General features: G+C 66.0%; 20 protein-coding genes. 13 read left to right on the forward strand and 7 right to left on the reverse strand.

The window, feature by feature from the left end; all coding sequences use genetic code 11:
- Positions 1-186 precede the first annotated feature (186 nt).
- The gene (locus AB4Y98_RS15000; protein ID WP_442244621.1) at positions 187-1,038 is read left to right on the forward strand and encodes a pirin family protein; all 852 of its coding nucleotides are present in this window, start codon (positions 187-189) and stop codon (positions 1,036-1,038) included.
- 129 nt (positions 1,039-1,167) lie between these two features.
- On the opposite strand, the gene AB4Y98_RS15005 is transcribed toward AB4Y98_RS15000, so the two are convergent.
- From AB4Y98_RS15005 to AB4Y98_RS15020, 4 genes are all read right to left on the reverse strand, one after another.
- Positions 1,168-1,626, reverse strand: coding sequence for a hypothetical protein (locus AB4Y98_RS15005; RefSeq protein WP_089236429.1), 459 nt, complete (start codon positions 1,624-1,626; stop codon positions 1,168-1,170).
- Positions 1,627-1,822: 196 nt separating this feature from the next.
- On the reverse strand, positions 1,823-2,542 hold the full coding sequence (aqpZ, locus tag AB4Y98_RS15010) for an aquaporin Z (RefSeq protein ID WP_089236428.1): 720 nt from the start codon (positions 2,540-2,542) through the stop codon (positions 1,823-1,825).
- Between the two features lie 121 nt (positions 2,543-2,663).
- Positions 2,664-3,527, reverse strand: coding sequence for a pirin family protein (locus tag AB4Y98_RS15015; protein WP_099818932.1), 864 nt, complete (start codon positions 3,525-3,527; stop codon positions 2,664-2,666).
- A gap of 505 nt (positions 3,528-4,032) precedes the next feature.
- Entirely contained in the window at positions 4,033-6,096 is a 2,064-nt protein-coding gene (locus AB4Y98_RS15020; RefSeq protein WP_442244622.1) for a 3-hydroxyacyl-CoA dehydrogenase NAD-binding domain-containing protein, read from the reverse strand.
- 235 nt (positions 6,097-6,331) lie between these two features.
- On the opposite strand from AB4Y98_RS15020, the gene rpoE reads away from it, so the two are divergent.
- The 9 genes from rpoE to recO all read left to right on the forward strand — a co-directional run bounded on the left by rpoE (position 6,332) and on the right by recO (position 14,985).
- Positions 6,332-6,952, forward strand: coding sequence for an RNA polymerase sigma factor RpoE (gene rpoE / locus AB4Y98_RS15025; protein ID WP_025877103.1), 621 nt, complete (start codon positions 6,332-6,334; stop codon positions 6,950-6,952).
- The gene (locus AB4Y98_RS15030; protein WP_105164480.1) at positions 6,949-7,824 is read left to right on the forward strand and encodes a sigma-E factor negative regulatory protein; all 876 of its coding nucleotides are present in this window, start codon (positions 6,949-6,951) and stop codon (positions 7,822-7,824) included. The genes rpoE and AB4Y98_RS15030 overlap by 4 nt, the downstream gene beginning before the upstream one ends.
- Positions 7,825-7,900: 76 nt before the next feature.
- Positions 7,901-9,439 (forward strand): DegQ family serine endoprotease, encoded by a 1,539-nt coding sequence (locus tag AB4Y98_RS15035; protein WP_025877107.1) that lies wholly within the window; start codon positions 7,901-7,903, stop codon positions 9,437-9,439.
- 184 nt (positions 9,440-9,623) lie between these two features.
- Positions 9,624-11,417 (forward strand): translation elongation factor 4, encoded by a 1,794-nt coding sequence (lepA, locus tag AB4Y98_RS15040; protein ID WP_223496127.1) that lies wholly within the window; start codon positions 9,624-9,626, stop codon positions 11,415-11,417.
- A gap of 54 nt (positions 11,418-11,471) precedes the next feature.
- Positions 11,472-12,266: a signal peptidase I gene (gene lepB, locus AB4Y98_RS15045; RefSeq protein ID WP_025877111.1), complete on the forward strand. Its 795-nt coding sequence runs from the start codon at positions 11,472-11,474 to the stop codon at positions 12,264-12,266.
- Between the two features lie 34 nt (positions 12,267-12,300).
- Positions 12,301-12,684: a DUF4845 domain-containing protein gene (locus tag AB4Y98_RS15050; protein WP_089236423.1), complete on the forward strand. Its 384-nt coding sequence runs from the start codon at positions 12,301-12,303 to the stop codon at positions 12,682-12,684.
- Complete coding sequence (gene rnc, locus AB4Y98_RS15055) at positions 12,674-13,354, forward strand: ribonuclease III (protein WP_032977092.1); 681 nt, start codon at positions 12,674-12,676, stop codon at positions 13,352-13,354. Before AB4Y98_RS15050 ends, rnc begins: the two co-directional genes overlap by 11 nt.
- Positions 13,351-14,247: a GTPase Era gene (gene era, locus AB4Y98_RS15060; protein ID WP_025877117.1), complete on the forward strand. Its 897-nt coding sequence runs from the start codon at positions 13,351-13,353 to the stop codon at positions 14,245-14,247. The genes rnc and era overlap by 4 nt, the downstream gene beginning before the upstream one ends.
- An 18-nt stretch (positions 14,248-14,265) precedes the next feature.
- On the forward strand, positions 14,266-14,985 hold the full coding sequence (gene recO, locus AB4Y98_RS15065) for a DNA repair protein RecO (RefSeq protein WP_442244623.1): 720 nt from the start codon (positions 14,266-14,268) through the stop codon (positions 14,983-14,985).
- A gap of 164 nt (positions 14,986-15,149) precedes the next feature.
- Here recO and AB4Y98_RS15070 read toward each other — a convergent pair.
- Positions 15,150-16,501, reverse strand: a protein-coding gene (locus AB4Y98_RS15070) for an IS3 family transposase (RefSeq protein WP_442244624.1) whose coding sequence is annotated in 2 segments (ribosomal slippage) — positions 15,150-16,045 and positions 16,045-16,501 — 1,353 coding nt in all. Because the reading frame shifts where the segments join, the coding sequence is not laid out codon by codon here.
- A 179-nt stretch (positions 16,502-16,680) separates the two neighbouring features.
- On the opposite strand from AB4Y98_RS15070, the gene hemC reads away from it, so the two are divergent.
- Positions 16,681-17,592 carry a hydroxymethylbilane synthase gene (gene hemC / locus AB4Y98_RS15075; RefSeq protein WP_025877394.1) on the forward strand — a complete coding sequence of 304 codons (912 nt, stop codon included), beginning with the start codon at positions 16,681-16,683 and terminating at the stop codon, positions 17,590-17,592.
- Positions 17,593-17,708: 116 nt separating this feature from the next.
- On the opposite strand, the gene AB4Y98_RS15080 is transcribed toward hemC, so the two are convergent.
- Positions 17,709-18,485 (reverse strand): DUF481 domain-containing protein, encoded by a 777-nt coding sequence (locus AB4Y98_RS15080; RefSeq protein WP_025877391.1) that lies wholly within the window; start codon positions 18,483-18,485, stop codon positions 17,709-17,711.
- A gap of 108 nt (positions 18,486-18,593) precedes the next feature.
- Positions 18,594-19,196: a LolA family protein gene (locus AB4Y98_RS15085; protein ID WP_336032378.1), complete on the reverse strand. Its 603-nt coding sequence runs from the start codon at positions 19,194-19,196 to the stop codon at positions 18,594-18,596.
- 81 nt (positions 19,197-19,277) lie between these two features.
- Between AB4Y98_RS15085 and AB4Y98_RS15090 the strand changes: the two genes are divergently transcribed.
- Entirely contained in the window at positions 19,278-20,249 is a 972-nt protein-coding gene (locus AB4Y98_RS15090; RefSeq protein WP_025877388.1) for a helix-turn-helix transcriptional regulator, read from the forward strand.
- A gap of 26 nt (positions 20,250-20,275) precedes the next feature.
- Positions 20,276-21,070, forward strand: coding sequence for a MetQ/NlpA family ABC transporter substrate-binding protein (locus tag AB4Y98_RS15095; protein ID WP_025877387.1), 795 nt, complete (start codon positions 20,276-20,278; stop codon positions 21,068-21,070).
- Positions 21,071-21,128: the final 58 nt, after the last annotated feature.

The raw sequence follows: 21,128 nt of genomic DNA on the forward strand, positions 1-21,128 counted from the left end.
TACTTTGGTCGTACATGGGTGTGGCAGGTGGCGATGTTCCCTCGCTGCCCACAACGCAGGCGGTGCCGGCGTGCGGACATGACATGCGGCGAACACCAAGGATGGAACAATCGGTTGCGGTGACATCCATTGGCGTTGCGCGCTGCAGCGTCCATTTTTACCGGCATCCATCCAACAGGAGTCACCATGAGCCTTCCCGAGCCGGTCCGCGTCCTGCGCACCATCCGTGGCATGCCCACCTCCGACGGTGCCGGTGTCCGCCTGACCCGGGTCATCGGTGGTCCGTCGCTGCCCGACCTCGATCCGTTCCTGCTGCTCGATGAGTTCGGCACCGATCGTGCCGAGGACTACATCGCCGGTTTCCCGGAGCATCCGCATCGTGGTTTCGAGACCGTCACCTACATGCTGGATGGCCGCATGCGGCACCGCGACAACCACGGCAACGAAGGCCTGCTGACCCCGGGCAGCGTGCAGTGGATGACCGCCGGCCGTGGCCTGGTGCATTCGGAGATGCCCGAGCAGGAAAGCGGACAGATGCGCGGCTTCCAGTTGTGGGTGAACCTGCCGGCGCGCGACAAGATGACCGCGCCGAAGTACCAGGAATTCGCTCCCGAAAAGATCCCGGTGGTGCGGCCGGCTGAAGGCGTGCAGGTCAAGGTGATCGCCGGCACGGTCGATGGCACGGCGGGCCCGATCGCGCAGCCCGCCACCGATCCGCTGTACCTGGATATCGAACTGGCCGCCGACCGCGCCTGGACCTATGCGCTGCCAGAAGGCCACAACGCGTTCGTCTATGTGTTCGAAGGCGGACTGACGGTGGGTGAGCAGGATGCTGCGCGCGACGTGGCACGGCAGGAACTGGCGGTGCTGGGCGGCGGCGAGCAGCTGCATCTGTCGGCCGGTGCGGAAGGTGCGCGGTTGATCCTGGTGGCGGGTCGTCCGCTGCGCGAGCCGGTGATGCGCCACGGCCCGTTCGTGATGAACACCCGCGAAGAACTGATGCAGGCCTTCGTTGATTTCCAGGAAGGCAGGTTCTGAGGTAGTGCCGGCCGCTGGCCGGCAACGCCCTGCGGACGTCGCAGAACGGGGTGCCGGCCAGCGGCCGGCACTACCGTAGGGTGGGGCAGAACGTCGGGGACGCTGCAAGGCAGTCATCCCCGCAGCCTCTCAGCGGCCGTCGGCCACGGCAGAGGGCGTCAGGTTCATGCCCTGCGCAAGCTGCTGCAGTGTGCCCAGTTCCTGGGAGCTGTCGGGATACAGCGCAATCTGCGCGTAGCGACCCTTGTCCAGCTTGACCACGCTGATGCGGCGCTCGGCATAGCCGGGCGGCTGCTGGCCACCCAGATCCGGCTGGTACCAGTACATCGATTCACCGGCAAAGCTGCCCTTTTCCTGGCGCAGCGAGCGGGTCAGCGGAATGCCCGGATCGCGTTGGCTGAGCATCAGGCTCAGCACTTCGCGACCGTCGCCCGTGGCCGCACGGCAGACCAGGAAACCGGACTGTGCCTGCTGCTGCCATTGCAGGCCGCTGCTGGCGGGCAACGAAGGACATTCGACCGGGGCCTGCGCGCAGGCAGACGCCGCAACGAACAGCAGGCTCGACAAAACAACAGGCGCGAACTTCATGCATCCCCCAAGGTGGCGTGTCGTTGGCACCGCCGGTGTCACCGGCGGTCGAGGCATCCCATCCCCGGATGCCGTCCAGCCCGGCACAAGCACGGGCGGATGACCAGACCTTAACGGAACGTGAGCGATCGCACAAATCGCGGTTACATCCGTAACCATTGCGGCCGAAGGTCGGCCGCAATGGCACGGTCACGGCTCAGCGGTCGTTGCCGATCCACTTGTAGATGATGCCGCCGATCGCACCGCCTAGCAGCGGGGCAACCCAGAACAGCCACAGCTGGCCGGTGGCGCCGCTGCCGGCGAAGAAGGCCACCGCCGTGGAGCGGGCCGGGTTCACCGACGTATTGGTCACCGGAATGCTGATCAGGTGGATCAGGGTCAGGGCCAGGCCGATGGCCAGCGGCGCGAAACCTGCCGGCGCCTTGCCATGGGTCGCACCCATGATCACGATCAGGAACACCGCCGTGAGCACCACTTCGCACAGGAACGCGGCCGCCACACTGTAGCCACCGGGCGACAGCGCGCCATAGCCGTTGCTGGCGAATGCACCCGCCTGGCTGCCATCAATGGCGAAGCCGCTGGCACCGGAGGCGATCTGCAGCAGGATGAAACCCGCCAGCAGGCCGCCGGCCACCTGGGCGATGATGTAGGGCAGCAGATCCTTGGTCGGGAAGCGGCCGCCGGCCCACAGGCCCACGCTGACGGCTGGATTGAAGTGCGCACCGGAGATATGGCCGAACGCGTAGGCGCCGGTTACCACCGTCAGGCCGAAGGCCAGCGCCACGCCGAGGAAACCGATACCCAGCGGATTGCCGTCGCCACCGAACTTGGCGGCGAGCACAGCACTGCCACAGCCACCCAGAACCAGCCAGAACGTGCCGAGGAACTCGGCGGACAAGCGTTTACCCATGCTCATGTGTTGCACTCCTTTGACGGTCGAAAGTGTGATTTATGTCACATTTCAGTGATCAGCGGGTGACTGTAGCGTCAACGCCGGGTGCAGGGATACACCCTCGGATGTGTGCAACACGCGATGCTCAATGCTCGGGTAGGGGAATGAATTCCTTGTCGTCGCCGGGAATGGTGCCGAAACGCCCGGCTTCCCAGTCGTGCTTGGCCTGCTCGATGCGTTCCTTCGAACTGGAAACGAAGTTCCACCACAAGTGGCGCGGACCATCCAGCGGCTCGCCGCCGAACAGCATCGCCTTCACCGGGGTCTTCGCACGCAGGCGGCCGCGCGCACCGGCTTCGGGGATCACCAGATGCTGGGCGGGAATGTCCACACCATCCAACTGCGCTTCGCCCTCGAGGATGTACAGCGCACGCTCGCGGTGACCATCATCGATGTCGATCTCTGCATCCGGGTCGAGGTCGATCGCCACGTTGAGGGTGTCGGCGAACACTTTGACCGGCGACTCCTCGCCATAGGCGCGTCCGGCGATCACCCGCAGCCAGGCACCGTTGCGGCGCTGCTCGGGCAGGGTGGCCGCCGCATGGTGGTAGAACGCCGGTTCGATTTCCTCATGCGACTTCGGCAGCGCGACCCAGGTCTGCATGCCGTGGATCGGGTTGTCATGGTCGCGGTCCGGTTGCGGCGTGCGCTCGGAATGGGCGATGCCACGGCCGGCGGTCATCCAGTTGACGTCACCGGGACGGATCACCTGGTCCGAGCCCAGCGTATCGCGGTGGCCGATGGCGCCCGACCACAGATAGGTGACGGTGGCCAGGCCGATATGCGGGTGCGGGCGCACGTCAATGGCCGTACCGGGGTGCATGAGTGCCGGGCCCATCTGGTCGACGAACACGAACGAACCGATGCTGCGGGCCTGCAGGGTGGGCACGGCGCGGCGCACTTCCAGGCCGCCGATGTCGTGTACGCGCGGGGCGATGATGGTGGTCATGCGGGCGTTCTCGCTGGCAGGGATCAAGGCGGTCAGCATCGCATGCGGTGGTTGCGGTGACATTCCCCGTCCGGGTAACAGGTTGTTCCAGCCAACAGCGCAGCCCCTCGTGGCTGTTGGTTGGTTGGTCGCGTAAAGCGAAAAGCTGCGCTTGGCCGGGCGGGGTGGGTTCGCGGGGGACGCCGTGAATCCGTCCCTGGAGGCTTGGCCGCGGCATCCATGCCGCGGACACCCCCGCGAACGACACCTGCCAGCCATCGCAGTTCACCAACCGTCACCGGAAACTGTCAGGGGTGGGGCGGTGTGGGTTGGCAGGACCGTTGGCGCCATGGATGGCGCCATCGAGCCCCCATGGATGGGTTTACGGCGTGTCCTGCCAACTCACATCGCCCCGCCCAACAAACAGAAAAGCCAGAGCCGGCTGTTGCTCCGGCTCTGGCTCTGGCTTCGGCTGTTGCTGTTGCTGTTGCCTGCGGGTGCCGGGCCGCAGGCCCGGCTGATCACATCAAACCACTGGTTCGCGCAGGACCGGGTTGTCCCAGCCCGGGCGCGGTGCGAAGCGATCACCGTGACGCTGCTGCAGCGCCTTCAGGCGCTCCACGATGGCATCGGCACCCACCGCACGGATGTGCTGGATCGGACCGCCGCGGAACGGTGCGAAGCCCGTACCGAAGATCACGCCCGCGTCCAGCAGGTCCGCGTCGGCCACCACGCCTTCGTGCAGGCACGCCACCGCCTCGTTCAACAACGGCAGGATCAGGCGATCTTCCAGATCGGCAGGCGCTTGGTAGTCGCGCGCCACGTCCGGCTTCTTGGCCCGGCCGTTCTCCCAGGTGTAGATGCCTTGGCCATCCTTCTTGCCGCGCTTGTCCGGTTCCACCGTCTGCAGCGCCGCCGGAATCTGCAGGCCCAGGAACGGGGCCAGTTCCTTGCCCACGCCAGCGGCCACGTCCAGGCCTACGGTGTCGATCAGTTCGATCGGGCCCATCGGCATGCCGAACTTCACCGCCGCCTTGTCGATCACCGGGCCCGGAATGCCTTCAGCGTATGCGGTGGCCGCTTCCAGCATGTACGGGAACAGCACGCGGTTGACCAGGAAGCCGGGCGTGCCGGCCACCGGCACCGGGAACTTGCCCAGCGCCTTGCAGAAGGCTGCCAGGCGACGCTCGGTTTCGGCCGCCATGCCGTCGTGATGGATGATCTCCACCAGCGGCATCTGTGCCACCGGGTTGAAGTAATGCAGGCCGGCGAACTGCGCCGGGCGCTGGATGTGATCGCGCAGTTCCACCAGCGGAATCGACGAGGTGTTGGTGGTCAGCAACGCGTCGAGCTTCATCTTCGGCTCCAGCGTCTGGTACAGCGCACGCTTGGCTTCCGGGTTCTCGATGATCGCTTCGATGACCAGATCGGCCTGCGCCACGCCATTGCCTTCCAGGTCCGCACGCAGGCGCGCGGCGACGGCCGGACGCTTGCTCTCGTCACGCACCTTCTTGGCAAACAGTGCCTGCGCACGCTCCATGGCGGGATCGATGAAACGCTGCTCGCGGTCCTGCAGGGTCACGTCGAAGCCCTTGTAGGCCGCCCACGCCGCAATGTCACCGCCCATCACGCCGGCACCGACCACGTGCACGTTACGGATGCCGGAATCGCCACCACCGAGGCCCTTCAGGCGTTCGGTGAGGAAGAAGATGCGGATCAGGTTGCGCGCGGTCGGCGTGCTGGCCAGCTTCACCACGGCGCGTCGTTCGGCATCCAGGCGTGCCTGCACCGGCTTGCCGCCGCTGCGCTGCCAGGTGCTGATCAACGCATACGGCGCCGGGTACTGGTCCTTCTTCGCCTTGCGTGCGACCTGCTTGACCATCTGCGGGGCCAGCAGCTGGCGCGCCGGCCAGGTATTGGTCGCCCAGGCCAGCGCACGCTGCTTGAACGGGCGGGTGGTGCCGGACAGTGCCAGCGCCACGGCGGTATCGAGCACGACGGCCGGTGCCACCACCTTGTCGACCAGCCCGATGCCGCGTGCGGCCGAGGCCGACAGCGTGCGTCCGGTCAGCATCATGTCCATTGCCGCCGGTGCGCCGACCAGCTGTGGCAGGCGCGCGCTGCCGCCCCAGCCCGGGAAGATGCCCAGCTGAGTTTCCGGCAGGCCGATGCGGGTGGAACTGTCATTGGATGCAACGCGATAACGGCAGGCCAGGGCCAGCTCGGTACCGCCGCCCAGGCAATGGCCATGGATGGCGGCCACGGTCGGGCAGGGCAGTTCTGCCAGCTTCTGGTAGGTCGACTGGCCGCGGCGGATGGCGTCGTTGACGGTGCCGCGGCGATCGAATTCCTGGAATTCCTTCAGGTCGGCGCCGGCGATGAAGCCTGCCTTCTTGATCGACTGGATCACCACGCCCTTGGGCGGGTCCATGGCGATGCGCTCAAGCAGATCGCCCAGCTCCAGCAGGACATCCTGCGACATTGCGTTGACACTGCTGTCCTGACGATCCAGGGAGAGGACCACCACGCCATCGTCGCGGATCTCGGGGTGCCAGTGGCTGAAGCGGAGACCATCGAAGCTTGAGAGCATGGACGTTCCATCCGGTTGTGTATGGAGAAGGGGGCTATGATCCAGAGGTTGTTTCCCCCGCGTCAAATCCCAATAGCAGGGGTATGGCGCCCCGGATCGCAGGCCTTGGACCGGAACGTTAACGGAACGGTGGTTAAAAGCTGGTGCGGCGCCAGGTGATCGGCGACTGAACTTTTCCCGGGATTGGCAGTCTCATTGCCCGACGTCGGTTGGGCTGACAGGAGTGCGGCCCCTCATGGCCGATGTTGATACACCTCAGGAGCTGGATCTGGAACTGGTCCGGCGCGTGCAGCACGGCGAGAGTGCCGCCTTCGATGTCCTGGTGCGCAAGTACCAGCATCGGGTCGTGGCCCTGGTCGGTCGCTACATCGCCGACTGGAGTGAATGTCAGGACGTGGCCCAGGACACTTTCATCCGTGCATACCGTGCGATTGGAAGCTTCCGCGGCGACGCCCAGTTCTCAACCTGGTTGCATCGGATCGCCGTGAACACCGCCAAAAACCATCTGGCTTCGCACAATCGCCGCCCGCCGACCGATGACATCGACATCGGCGACGCCGAGCAGTTCGACAGCGGCACGCGCCTGCGCGACACCGATACGCCCGAGCGCGAGTTGATGCGCCAGGAACTGGAACAGACGGTGATGAAGGCCGTCAACGCGCTGCCGGAAGAACTCCGGTCGGCGATCACCCTGCGCGAGGTGGAAGGCCTGAGCTACGAGGAAATCGCGCAGAAGATGGGGTGCCCGATCGGCACCGTGCGTTCACGGATCTTCCGGGCGCGCGAGGCGATCGACACCGAACTCCGGCCGCTGCTGGACATCGGCAGTGCCACCCGCGAGAAGAGCCGTATATGACCCGCATTCCGAACAACGAATCGCACAACCACCAGTCTCCCGCCGGGCAACGCCTGGACGAACGCCATCGCCAGCAGTTGTCGGCGCTGGTCGACGGCGAGCTGGGGGCAGACGAGGCGCGCTTCCTGGTGCGCCGCATGGAACACGATCCGGAACTGGCTGGCTGCCAGGAACGCTGGCAGCTGCTGGGTGATGTCATGCGTGGCCAGGCGTCGCTGCTGGCACCGGCCGGTTTCAGCGCCGCCGTGGCTGCCGCCATCGCCGCCGAGCCCGCACCGCTGGCCGAGCCGAAGCGTCAGGCCCGCCGTAGTGGTTGGCGTGCATGGGGCGGCGGTGCGCTGGCCGCTTCGGTTGCTGCCGTAGCGCTGTTCGTCGGCCGCGAAAAACTGCAGGAGGCGCCGCCAGTGGATGTCTCTGCACCGCAGGTGATCGCCAGCCAGGCGCAGTTGCCGCCGGCATCGGAGCAACCGGCTGCCGTTACCGAGGCGTCGGTGGACACCGCTGCGATGGCCGTGGCCAGCGTGCCGGCGGTGGCCATGGCCGCTGCCAGCCGTCGCCAGGATGTGCGCCGCGCCAGCGCCACCCGCAGCCAGCAGGCCGCACGCGTGGCCCAGCGCGATGACGCACCGCTGCGCGCGGTTGCCAGCCAGGCGCCGCTGACCCCGACCATGCCCGCCGGTAGCGCGCGCACTCTGCCCTTTGGCGAGGTCGGCAATCTGCAGGCTCGGCCGTGGCCGCGCTCCAGCCTGGCGCCCGCCGCCGGTGGCGCCCTCAATGCCAGTTTCCCGGCCCATGCCGGTGGCGCTGCGTTCTATCCGTTCGAGCCACGCCTGCAGGACGACCTGCCGGCGTCGCAACGCCCGCGCGACTGAGCCGGGTACCGTTCCACGCCCCGCCGTCGGCGGGGCGCTTCCTTCCCTTTCCATCCGACCCGGAGGTTGCCGTCCGATGACTCCCCGACTCCGCACGCATGCCATTGGCCTGTTCGCCCTGACCCTGCCGCTGGTGGCCTGTGCCCAACCGGCGGCGCCTGCCGCCCAGCCGCAGGCCGCCGCCGCCGCGGCGGCGCCACGCGCACCGGCGCAGCCGTTGGTCAGCGGTCTGCCTGACTTCACCAACCTGGTTGAGCAGGTCGGCCCCGGTGTGGTCAACGTCGACACCACCATCGTCCGCAGCAACCGCCAGGCGCGGGGCGGCATGGGCCCGGGCGATGACGAGATGCCCGAGTTCTTCCGCCGCTTCTTCGGCCCGGATTTCCCGATGCCCGGGCAGGGCCCTGGCGGGCAGGACGGCGGCCCCAGCATCAAGGGCCGCGGCATGGGCTCGGGCTTCATCATTTCGCCTGACGGCTACGTGCTGACCAATTACCACGTGGTCGCCGACGCCAGCGAAGTGAAGGTCAAGCTCGGCGATCGTCGCGAGTTCACCGCCAAGGTGATCGGCAGTGACCAGCAGTACGACGTCGCCCTGCTGAAGATCGACGGCAAGAACCTGCCGACCGTGCGCGTGGGGGATTCCAACAGCCTGAAGCCCGGTCAGTGGGTTGTCGCGATCGGCTCACCGTTCGGCCTCGACCACTCGGTTACCGCTGGCGTGGTCAGTGCCCTCGGCCGCAACACCGGTGGGCCGGACCAGCGCTATGTGCCGTTCATCCAGACCGACGTGGCGATCAACCAGGGTAATTCCGGCGGCCCGCTGCTGAACACCCGTGGTGAAGTGGTCGGCATCAATTCGCAGATCTTCTCGGCCTCGGGTGGCTACATGGGCATCAGCTTCGCGATCCCGATCGATCTGGCGATGAGCGCGGTCGAGCAGATCAAGAAGACCGGCAAGGTCACCCGTGGCCAGCTCGGCGCGGTGGTGCAGGAAATCGACGGCCTGAAGGCGCAGGCGATGGGCCTGCCCGACAGCCGCGGTGCGCTGGTCAACCAGATCGTGCCGGACAGCGCTGCGGCCAAGGCCGGGGTCAAGATCGGTGACGTGATCCGCACGGTGAACGGTGCGCCGGTCAACAGCTGGTCCGATCTGCCGCCGCTGATCGGTGCGATGGCACCGGGCAGCCGCGTCACCCTGGGCGTGATCCGCGATGGCAAGCCGCGTGACCTGAGCGCGACCCTGACCGCTCTGGCCGAGGACGCGCAGGGCAATGCCCGCAGCCCGTCCGCAGGCAATGACACGGCGGCTCCGCAGGCCGGCGCCAATGCCCTGCTGGGGTTGGACGTTGCCGACTTGACTGCGCCGCAGCGCAAGCAGCTGGGCCTGGAGGCGGGTGAGGGTGTCCGCATCACCGCCGTGAAGGGCGAGGGCGCCCGTGATGCCGGCCTGTCCGGTGGCATGGTGATCCTGCAGGTGGCCAGCACTCCGGTCGGCAGCGTTGAAGCCCTGAACCGTGCGCTGTCCGGCTACAAGAAGGGCGATGTGGTCATGCTGCTGGTCCGTACCGGCAGCGGCAACAGCGCCTTTGTCGCGGTCAAGGCCGGCCCGTAACAACCGATGGCTGCCTTCACGGCGGCCCTCTTGGTGTCCCCGAAGCCCCGCCCTGGCGGGGCTTCGGCCATTCCGGGGCCGTGCCGGCAGGCCAACCACGCGGCGGACCTCCGGGCATGCGATAATCGACCGTTACCCTGACGACGCCGCGCGCCGCCGCCACCTCTCTATGTCCTCTGATTCGATGCGGAACATCCGCAACTTCTCCATCATCGCCCACGTCGACCACGGCAAGTCCACGCTGGCCGACCGCATCATCCAGCTCTGTGGCGGCCTCCAGGCCCGCGAGATGGAAGCGCAGGTGCTCGACTCCAACCCGATCGAGCGCGAGCGTGGCATCACGATCAAGGCGCAGTCGGTGTCGCTGCCGTACGTGGCGAAGGACGGCCAGACCTACCACCTGAACTTCATCGACACCCCCGGCCACGTCGACTTCTCCTATGAAGTCAGCCGCTCGCTGGCCGCCTGCGAGGGCGCGCTGCTGGTGGTCGATGCGGCCCAGGGCGTGGAAGCGCAGTCTGTGGCCAACTGCTACACCGCCGTGGAGCAGGGGCTGGAAGTGGTGCCGGTGATCAACAAGATCGACCTGCCCACCGCCGATATCGAGCGCGCCAAGGCCGAGATCGAGGCCGTGATCGGCATCGATGCCAGCGATGCCGTGCCGGTCAGCGCCAAGACGGGTCTGAACGTGGTCGACGTGCTGGAAGCGATCGTGCATCGCATTCCGCCGCCGGTGCCGCGCGATACCGACAAGCTGCAGGCGCTGATCATCGACTCGTGGTTCGACAACTACCTGGGCGTGGTCTCGCTGGTGCGCGTGATGCAGGGCGAGATCAAGGCCGGTGACAAGCTGCAGGTGATGTCCACCGGCCGCAACCACCAGGTCGACAACGTCGGTGTGTTCACCCCGAAGCGCAAGGTGCTGCCGGTACTGCGCGCGGGCGAAGTGGGCTGGGTCACCGCCAGCATCAAGGACGTGCACGGCGCGCCCGTCGGTGACACCCTCACCCTCGCTGCCGACCCGGCGCCGAAGCCGCTGCCGGGCTTCCAGGAAATGCAGCCGCGCGTGTTCGCCGGCCTGTTCCCGGTCGATGCCGAGGACTACCCGGACCTGCGCGAAGCGCTGGACAAGCTGCGCCTGAACGATGCCGCGCTGCGCTTCGAGCCGGAAAGCTCCGAAGCGATGGGCTTTGGTTTCCGCTGCGGCTTCCTCGGCATGCTGCACATGGAAATCGTGCAGGAGCGCCTGGAACGCGAATACAACCTGGACCTGATCAGCACCGCGCCGACGGTGGTGTATGAAGTCCTGAAGACAGATGGCACGATCATCAACATGGACAACCCGGCCAAGTTGCCGCCGGTGAACCATGTGCAGGAGATCCGCGAGCCGATCATCCGCGCCAACGTGCTCACTCCCGAGGAGTACATCGGCAACATCATCAAGCTGTGCGAAGAAAAGCGCGGCAGCCAGATCGGCATCAACTACCTGGGCAGCCAGGTGCAGATCAGCTACGAGCTGCCGATGGCCGAAGTGGTGCTGGATTTCTTCGACAAGCTGAAGTCGGTCAGCCGTGGCTATGCCTCGCTGGACTACCACTTCGTGCGCTTCGATGCCGGTCCGTTCGTGCGCGTGGACGTGCTGATCAACGGCGACAAGGTCGATGCGCTGTCGCTGATCGTGCATCGCAGCCATGCCGATCGTCGTGGTCGCGAGCTGTGCGAAAAGATGAAGGACCTGATCCCGCGCCAGCAGTTCGACGTGGCCATCCAGGCCGCCGTCGGCTCGCAGATCATCTCGCGCACCACGGTCAAGGCCATGCGCAAGAACGTTCTGGCCAAGTGCTATGGTGGCGACGTTTCGCGCAAGAAGAAGCTTCTGGAAAAGCAGAAGGAAGGCAAGAAGCGCATGAAGCAGGTCGGCCGCGTGGAAATTCCGCAGGAAGCCTTCCTGGCCGTGCTGCAGATGGACAACAAATAAGCCCCGAAACCGGCCTTCGGGCCGATCGTCCGGTGACGTTGCAAAGGACCCTGAATGAAACTGTTTGAGATCCTCCTGGTCGTGCTGACCCTGGCCTCCGGCCTGATCCTGCTGGCCGACAAGCTGTACCTGGCCAAGCGTCGCGCCCAGCGCGCCGGCCTGCTCGACACCGAGCCGGTGCTGGTGGACTACTCGCGTGCGTTCTTCCCGGTGCTGGCGATCGTGCTGATCGTGCGCAGCTTCATCGCCGAGCCGTACAAGATCCCGTCCAGCTCGATGATGCCGAACCTGCTGATCGGCGATTTCATCCTGGTCAACAAGTTCTCCTATGGCCTGCGCCTGCCGATCACCAATACCCGCTTCGTGCCGGTCGGCGATCCGGCCCGTGGTGACGTGGTGGTGTTCCACTTCCCCGGCCATGGCGACAACGACCCGGCCAAGGGCGAGAACTTCATCAAGCGCGTGATCGGCGTGCCGGGTGACACCGTCGTGTTCGAAGGCGACGGGGTGATCCTCAACGGCGAACCGCTGAAGTACGACAACAAGGGCATCTACGCCGGCCACAAGGGCCAGGGCGAGGGCGCCAACCTGCTGGTCGAGCACCTGCCGGGCCGTACCCACACCGTGCTGGAGACCGATTATCCGCGTGGCCAGGGCCAGTGGACCGTGCCGGCGGGCAAGTACCTGGTGATGGGCGACAATCGCGACAACAGCGACGACGGCCGTTTCTGGGGCCTGCTGCCGGAAGAGAACCTGCGCGGCAAGGCATTCCTGATCTGGCTGAACTGCCAGGGCTGGTTCTGCAAGGACGGCTTCGAACCGTCGCGGATCGGCTCGAGCATCAACTGACTTCACATCCACTCGCGTATCTGGGGAGAACGCAATGAAGACGATGAACACGCAGCGCGGCATGACCCTGACCTCGTTCCTGACGGTCCTGATCGTGGTTGGCTTCTTCCTCTACATCGGAATGAAGCTGTTCCCGATGTACCAGGAGTATTACGCGGTGCGCTCGGCGATGAAGAGCCTGGCCAAGGAGCCCGGCATCGGCAGCATGGCGCCGGCCAACATCCAGGATCTGTTCTTCAAGCGGCTGTACATCAACTACTCGGACAACGTGAAGCCGGCCAACGTCAAGTTTGATCGCCGCGACAATGGCTGGACCCTCAAGGTCAACTACGAAGTGCGCCGCCAACTGGTCGGCAACCTGGATGTGGTTGGCAAATTCGATTCTTCCCAGGACCTGACCCGTAGCGGTGCCGAATAAATCTTTCCAACGTGAAGACCTGATCGGTCACGCCTTCCGCGATCCAGACCTGCTCAAGCAGGCGCTGACCCATCGCAGTGCCGGCGCGCCGCATAACGAGCGGCTGGAGTTCCTTGGCGACAGCATCGTCAACATGATGGTCGCCGAGGCGTTGTACCTGCGCTGGCCCAAGGCGGACGAAGGCGCGATGACCCGCGCCCGCGCCGAGCTGGTGCGCGAGGGTGCGCTGGCGGTGATCGCGCGGACCCTGCAGCTGGGTGACCGGCTGACGATGGGCCCCGGCGAAATGAAGTCCGGCGGCCATCGCCGCGACTCGACCCTGGCCGATGCATTCGAGGCCGTGGTTGCTGCGATCTACCTGGATGTGGGTTTTGAAGCCTGCCGGGCGATGGTCCTGCCCTGGTTTGCCGCCTCGATGGAGGCGCTGCCGGCCACCGGACGACCGGAGAAGGACCCCAAGACCCGCCTGCAGGAATGGCTGCAGGGCCGACAGAAGGCGTTGCCACAGTACGAACTGGTGTCAGAATCCGGTGACGACCACGCCAAACACTTCCGGGTACGCTGCAACGTAGCCGACCCCGCCGCCAGCACCGAGGGCGAAGGCTCCTCGCGGCGGATTGCCGAACAACAAGCGGCTGCGGCCGTCCTTGAACAACTGGATTCCAAGTGAGCGAACAAACTCCCCATCATTGCGGCAGCGTGGCCGTCATCGGCCGCCCCAACGTGGGCAAATCGACCCTGACCAATGCGTTGGTCGGGGCCAAGGTCAGCATCGTGTCCAACCGGCCGCAGACCACCCGTCACCGCCTGCTGGGCATCGCCACCTACCCGGAAGGGCAGCTGGTGCTGGTCGACACGCCCGGCCTGCATAAGGTGCAGAAGCGGGCGATGAACCGGGTCATGAACCGCGCTGCCCGCGGCTCGCTGGAAGGCGTCGACGCCGGCCTGCTGGTGATCGAAGCCGGTCGCTGGGACGAAGAGGACAGCCTGGCCTTCAACGTGCTGCGCGACGCCGGTATCCCGGTGGTGCTGGTGGTCAACAAGATCGACCGCATGAAGGACAAGGGCGCACTGCTGCCGTTCCTGCAGGAAGTGACCGCCGGCCGTGATTTCTCGTCGGTGCATCCGATTTCGGCGCAGAAGCGCAAYGGCCTGGAAGCCCTGGTCCGTGACGTGCTGGCGCTGTTGCCGGAAGCCCCGCCGATGTTCGGCGAAGACGAGATCACCGACCGCAGCCAGCGCTTCCTGGCCGGCGAACTGGTGCGTGAACAGCTGATGCGCCAGTTGGGCGAAGAGCTGCCGTACGCCACCACGGTGGAGATCGAGCGCTTCACCGAGGACGGCAACCTGCTGCGCATCGGTGCGGTGATCTGGGTCGAGCGCGAAGGCCAGAAGGCGATCGTGATCGGCAAGGGCGGCACGCGCCTGAAGGAGATCGGGGCCAAATCCCGCCTGCAGATGGAGCGTCTGTTCGGTGCCAAGGTGTTCCTGGAAACCTGGGTGCGCGTGCGTGAGGGCTGGTCCGATGACGAGGCCGCGCTGAAGGCCTTCGGCTACGAATAAGCCGCGACGGTCGCTTCGATGCTGATCGAGGACGACACCGGCTTCGTGCTGCATGCGCGGGCCTACCGCGAGACCAGCTTGCTGGTAGAGGTATTGAGCGCCGAGCATGGCCGTATCGGCCTTCTCGCGCGTGGAGTTTCCACGGCCAAGGGCCAGGTGCTGCGAGCGGCCCTGCAACCACTGCAGTGGATCCGCTTCAGCGCGCTGCAGCGTGGCGAACTGGCCCAGCTGCGCGGTGCTGAAGCGCTGGATGTGGCGCCGCGCCTGCTCGGCCAGGCCATGCTGGCCGGGTTCTATCTCAGTGAACTGACCCTGCGCCTGGCACCGCGCCAGGATCCGTTGCCGGAGTTGTACCTGGCCTACGGCGAAGCGCGTGCCCGCCTGGCCGTGGGTGCCGGACTGGCCTGGACCCTGCGCCGTTTCGAACGCGAGCTGCTGGCGGCGCTGGGCGTGGGCTTCGATCTGGAAACGGCCAGCGATGGCCAGCCGATCGACCGGGCGGCGCGCTATGAACTGGACCCGCAGGAAGGGCCGCAGCGCCTGCTCAGCGAGCGTGGCGGCGAGCGTCGCGCGGCGGCTACGGGCTCGGCGCTGTTGGCGCTGGCAGCCGACGACGAACCCGACGCAGCCGATCTGGCCAGCCTGCGCCTGCCGATGCGGCGGGTGCTGGCCCATCACCTGGGCGCGCGCGGGTTGAAATCGTGGGAGATGCTCGAGCAGCTGACATCCCGGCGTTGAGGGGTGTTCGGCAGGGCTTGCAGCCCTGCACCTGCCCAGTCCAAGGCACGAGCCAGAGCAACAGCAACAGCGTGCATTCCGTGGGGAGGCGGGGTGGGTCCGGTTGCGGGGGACGCCGTAAACCCATCCCTGAAGTGACCCCCTAAAGTTGGACAGTTGGGGGATCAGGCAGCCAGCGCGACCTGTTCCCGGTACTTTACCGGGCTCAGGCCCTTTAGTTTCAGTCGGATACGGTCTTCGTTGTAGTACCGGATGTACTCCGTCAGTCCCGCTTCCAGACTTTCGATGCTGTCAAAGCTGTTCAGGTAGAAGAATTCCGACTTCAGTGTCCCGAAGAAGCTCTCCATGGCCGCGTTGTCCAAGCAGTTGCCACGCCGGGACATGCTCTGTTTCAGCGAGTGCTTCGCGAGCTTGTGGCGGTAGTTTTCGTGCTGGTAATGCCAGCCTTGGTCAGAGTGGATCATCGGTCGATCTTCGGGCGAAAGCTTCTTGATCGCTTGGTCCAGCATGTCCCCCACCAGGTCGAACACCGGTCGACGCTTCATCTGGTACGCCACGATTTCGCCGTTGTAGAGATCCATGATCGGCGAAAGATAGAGCTTCATGCCCTGCACCTTGAACTCGGTTACGTCGGTCACCCACTTCTGGTTGGGCGTCTGGGCCTCAAACTGGCGGCCCAGATCGTTGGAGACCACGACATTGGCCGCTCCCTTGAAGGCGCGGTAGCGCTTGATGCGTACCCGCGATTGCAGGCCCAGCTCGGCCATCAGCCGCTGCACCCGCTTGTGGTTGATGGCCTCGCCCTGATTGGCCAGTTCCAGCGTTATGCGACGGTAGCCGTAGCGCCCTTGGTTCTCATCGTAAATCGCGCGGATACGCTCAAGCAGTTCCTCCTCGCCCTCATCTGGATGGGCCAAGGCGTTCACCTGGTAATAGAACGTGCTGCGTGACAGTTCGGCCGCCTCGAGCAAAAGCGGCAACGCATGGGCCTGCCTCAATCCTTGGACGGCTTGCGCTTTGCGCGCTGCGCCGCCTGCTCTTCCTGGATCAAGGCATCGAGCTTTTTTAGGTAGGCGGTCTCCGCACGCAGATAGGCCACTTCCTTGAGGAGCTCATCGCGGCTCATGTCCTCGGCGGGCTTGGACGAGCGGGTCTTTTTCATCGGTCTTGGTGGCGGTGGTGGAGGTGGTGCCAGCGCTTGAGCGCCAGCGCGAGCATACAACCGTTGCCATCGCCCCACCGCGCCGGCATCTCCGATCTGGAAGTGCGTGGTGGCCTCGCGCGCGGACATGCCCTCCTGGCCCATCTTTTCAAGCACCTCCAGCTTGAACTGGAGATCATAGGATCGGGGTTTGCGGTCAAACCCTTGCCGACCATGCAGCCGGTAGGTCGCAGCCCACCGCCTGACCGTGGAGAACTCCAGGCCATGGCGGCGGGCAACCGCCTTGACCGATGTGGAGGTCTTGCAGGCCTCTTTGGCGACCTGCAATTTGAAACAAACCTCATATCTATTCATGTAACCCTCGGGGTCGGATCAGGTGTCCAACTCCTGGGGGTCACTTCAGGGATGGGTTTACGGCGTCCCCCGCGCACCCACCCCGCCCGGCCAAGCGCAGCTGTTGCTTGCACGACCACACCAGCCACGAGGGGCTCCGCCGTTGGCCGTATCCCGCCGATAGGCGCGATAATGAAAGGATGGAAACCGTCCGCATCGCCACCCGCAAGAGCCCGCTCGCCCTCTGGCAGAGCGAACACGTCGCCGACCGCCTGCGCCAGGCACATCCCGATCTGCACGTGGAACTGGTGCCGATGAGCACCCGCGGCGATGAAGTGCTTGACCGCTCGCTGGCGGCCATCGGTGGCAAGGGCCTGTTCCTCAAGGAACTGGAACTGGCCATGCTGCGTGGCGAGGCCGACTGCGCGGTGCACTCGTTGAAGGATGTGCCGATGGAACTGGATGCGCCGTTCGCGCTGCCGGCAATGCTGACCCGCCACGATCCGGCCGATGGTTTCGTCTCCAACCTTTATGCCTCGCTGGATGCACTGCCGATCGGTGCGCGCGTCGGTACCTCGTCATTGCGCCGCCAGGCCCAGCTGCGTGCACTGCGCCCGGACCTGGAACTGCTGGACCTGCGCGGCAACGTCAACACCCGTCTGGCCAAGCTCGACAACGGCGGCTACGACGCCATCGTGCTGGCCGTGGCCGGGCTGGAACGGCTGGGCCTGGGCAATCGCATCGTCGCCCGCCTGCAGCCGCCGCAGTGGTTGCCGGCACCAGCACAGGGTGCAGTGGCGGTGGAATGCGATGGCGGCAATGCCGCGCTGATGGCGCTGTTTGCTGGCCTGGATGACGCCGCCACGCGCGCCTGTGTGGAAGCGGAGCGGGCGATGAACCGCGCGCTGCATGGCAGCTGCCATGTGCCGGTGGCGGCGATCGCGCAGTGGCAGGGCCAGGACCTGCACCTGCAGGGGCTGGTCGGCAGCGCCAGTGACGGCCGCGCGGTGCGTGCCGACGCCGTGGGCCCGGCCAGCGACCCGGAAGTGCTGGGCCAGCGCGTGGCGAAGATGCTGCTGGATGCGGGTGCTGGCGAGCTGTTGAACGTCTGAGCCACCGCAGGTAGTGCCGGCCGGCGGCCGGCAACCTCATGATCCCGATTGAATGCAGTTGCCGGCCAGCGGCCGGCACTACCAAAAGCAGAACGGGCGCCAGGCGCCCGTTTCGCTTATTTGAACTTGTAGACCACGTTCATCGTGGTCAGCGTATCGGTCTTGCGCTTGTCCTCGGCGACGTCGCTGTTGTAACGCGCCTGCCAGCCGGCCTTCAGCGCCAGGTGCTCGTTCATGCTCACCGATACGCCGAAATCGTTCTGGCCGAAGGTGTTGTACGAACCCGATTCGACCAGCAGCGTGTTGATCAGGTCGGTGTTGTCGGTCAGCGAGTACTTCAGGTCGAACAGGCCGCGACCGATCAGGCCGGTGCGGGTGCGGTCGTCCTCGGTGCTGTGGGTGCGGCGCACACCGGGGCCGATCTGCGCGTCGAACGAGAAGCGCTCGGTGTTCCACAACCGGGTGCCGTAACCCAGACCGAACGAGCTCTGCCGGTCGTAGGTGGCAAAGTCATCACGCTCGGTACGTACCGTGGCGGTCAGCTGGCGGTGTTCGCCCAGCTGCAGCGCGCTGCCTGCGCTGCCGGTGTAGCGGTTGGCGGTGGTGTTGTTGCGGCGCGTGGTGGTGCCGTCGTCGCTGGTTTCGGTCACCTTGGAGCTGGAGCGCAGGCCGAACAGGTCCATGCTGTGCACCCAGTCGCCATCGGTGTAGCGCAGGCGCAGGCGGCCGTTGAAGCTCTCGGTGCTGCTGTTGCCACGTGCCGACGCGAAGCCGAGTTCGCCACCACTGCCGCTCCACGGCGAGGACATCGCCGCCAGTTCGGAGGCATCCTGCGCATACGCCAGCGGGGCGCAGAGCAGCAAGGGGACCAGCAGGGACACGCGCAGGGACATCGAGGCTTCTCCGAAGCGGTTGGCAGCCAGTGATGATACTGGAAGCGTGATGACCGTCCGAATCGCCCGTCCCGACTGCTTCAGCAGGCGTTGTCGGGCCAAGCCCATTCAGGGCAGGTCGACCTGCAGGGCAGGATCGTTGAAGCGCGAGTACCGCAGCCGCAGCTGGAAGGGCTTGCCGTTGTTGTGGCCGCTGCGCACGATCTGCCGCGGCAGGCCCTGCGGATCCACCCAGTACTCCAGCCGCTCACCGGCCGTGGCGCCACGCAGGCGGTAGTGGCGGGTGCTGACGCCATCCAGCGTCTGCTCGCCCAGGTCTTCGGCCTGCAGGGCCTGTGCGGGGATATCGGCGGGCAGCGGGCTGCGCCATTGCTCCAGCAGCCCCGGCGGGGTCGGCACCTGGCGGATCGCATCGTCGGCCTGCAGGAACATGGTGTCGCCGATGATCACCTGCGGCCCGGCAGGGGTCTGCACCCGGAAGCGGTCCGGGGCGACGAAGTCCATCGCGGTACGCACCGGTTGCTGCGCGCCCAGCACCTCCAGCTCGGCATGGAAGCTGCGCAGGGCGGCAAATCGCTGGCTGGCAGACAGCACCGCCTGCGCCGGATCGGCAGCGGGGACGGGCGTCGCAGCGTCGGTGGGCGCCGGTGCGCGGTCGCAGGCGGCCAGCAGCAGGCAGGCCAGCAGGGGCAGGACAGACAACCGGCGCATCGGGCGCTCCACGGGGCAGGGGGCGCCCACGATAGCCCAATCGTCCGCCACAACGCCCGAGACTCGGACATAATCGGGGGCATGGACCGATACGAACGCATCACCGCCCTGCATCGTCTGCTCAAGTCCGCACGCTATCCGGTGACGGTGGCGACCCTGCAGGACAAGCTCGGTTGCTCCCGGGCCACCGTCTACCGCGACCTGGCGTTCCTGCGCGATGCGCTGATGGCGCCGATCGAGGGCGATGGCGAGGCCGGCTTCCGCTACCTGGCCGACGAGAGTGACCGCTTCGAGCTGCCCGGCCTGTGGCTGAGCTCGGAGGAGCTGCACGCCCTGCTGGCCTCGCAGCACCTGCTGGCCCGTACCGGCGGCGGCGTGCTGTCTTCGGTGTTGGCGCCGCTGCAGCAGCGCATTGAAAGCCTGCTGGCCGCCCAAGCCGGTGTTTCCAGCTGGCCGGTGGATCGGGTGCGGGTGATTCCGCACCGTGGCCGCAAGTTCGATGAAGCCAGCTTCCGTTCGGTGGCCTCGGCGGTGCTGGAGCGCAAGCAGCTGGGCTTCGAGTACCGCGCCCGCTCGACCGACGAAGCGACCAAGCGCACCGTATCGCCGCAACGGCTGACCCATTACCGCGACAACTGGTACCTGGACGGCTGGGACCATGATCGCGAGGCCCTGCGCAGCTTCGCGGTGGACCGCATCTACAAGGCGCGGGTGATCGACAGCACCGCCCGCGATGTCGCCGACAGCGAGCTGGACGAGCAGCTGGGTGCCAGCTACGGCATCTTCTCCGGTGCGCCCAAGGGCTGGGCAACCATCCTGTTCAGTGCCAAGGCCGCGCGCTGGGTGGCCGACGAGCACTGGCACTCCAAGCAGCAGGGACGCTTCCTCGCTGATGGCCGCTACGAACTGAAAGTGCCCTACAGCGTGTCGCGCGAACTGTTGATGGACGTGTTGCATTACGGGTCCGATGCCGAGATCGTCGAGCCGATGATGCTGCGCGAGCAGGCCAAGGCACTGCTGGAACTGGCCCTGACCAACTACGAAAAATCCTGACACCTCCCCCGAGATCGATTGCGCCCATGAAGAAGACCCTGTTGCTGCCCCTGTTCGCCGCTGCGCTGGCCCTGACTGCCTGCGGCAAGTCCGGTGAGCCTTCGCAGAAGCTGGTGGTGGCCGCCACCGCCGTGCCGCACGCCGAGATCCTGGAAGTGGTCAAGCCGATCCTCAAGCAGGAGGGCGTGGAGCTGGACGTGCGCGTGTTCAACGACTACGTGCAGCCCAACGACCAGCTGGTGCAGAAGCAGGTGGATGCCAACTACTTCCAGACCGAGCCGTACCTGGACGCCTACAACCGCGATCGCAAGACCGACCTGACCAAGGTGGTGGGCGTGCACATCGAGCCGTTCGGCGCCTACTCGCGCAAGATCAAGTCGCTGGCCGAACTGCGTGAAGGGGCCGATGTGGTGATCCCCAACGACCCCAGCAACAACAGCCGCGCACTCATCCTGCTGCACAAGGCCGGCGTGATCGAGCTGAAGGATCCGACCAACGCACTGGCCACCCAGCGCGACATCGTCTCCAACCCGAAGAACCTGAAGTTCCGCGAGCTGGATTCGGCCATGCTGCCGCGCGTGCTCGACCAGGTCGATCTGGCCCTGATCAACACCAACTATGCGCTGGATGCCGGCCTCAACCCGACCAAGGACGCGCTGGCGATCGAGAGCAAGGACTCGCCGTACGTGAATTTCCTGGTCGCCCGCCCGGACAACAAGGACGACGCCCGCGTGCAGAAGCTCGCCAAGGCGCTGACCAGCCCGCAGGTGAAGACCTTCATCGAGACCAAGTACAAGGGCGCGGTGCTGCCGGCGTTCTGACTCTGGGGTAGTGCCGGCCGCTGGCCGGCAACCCAGCAGGTGTACCCGAAGATCACGG

The organism is Stenotrophomonas sp. 2YAF26 (assembly GCF_052114625.1).
Taxonomy (GTDB): Bacteria; Pseudomonadota; Gammaproteobacteria; order Xanthomonadales; family Xanthomonadaceae; genus Stenotrophomonas; species Stenotrophomonas indicatrix.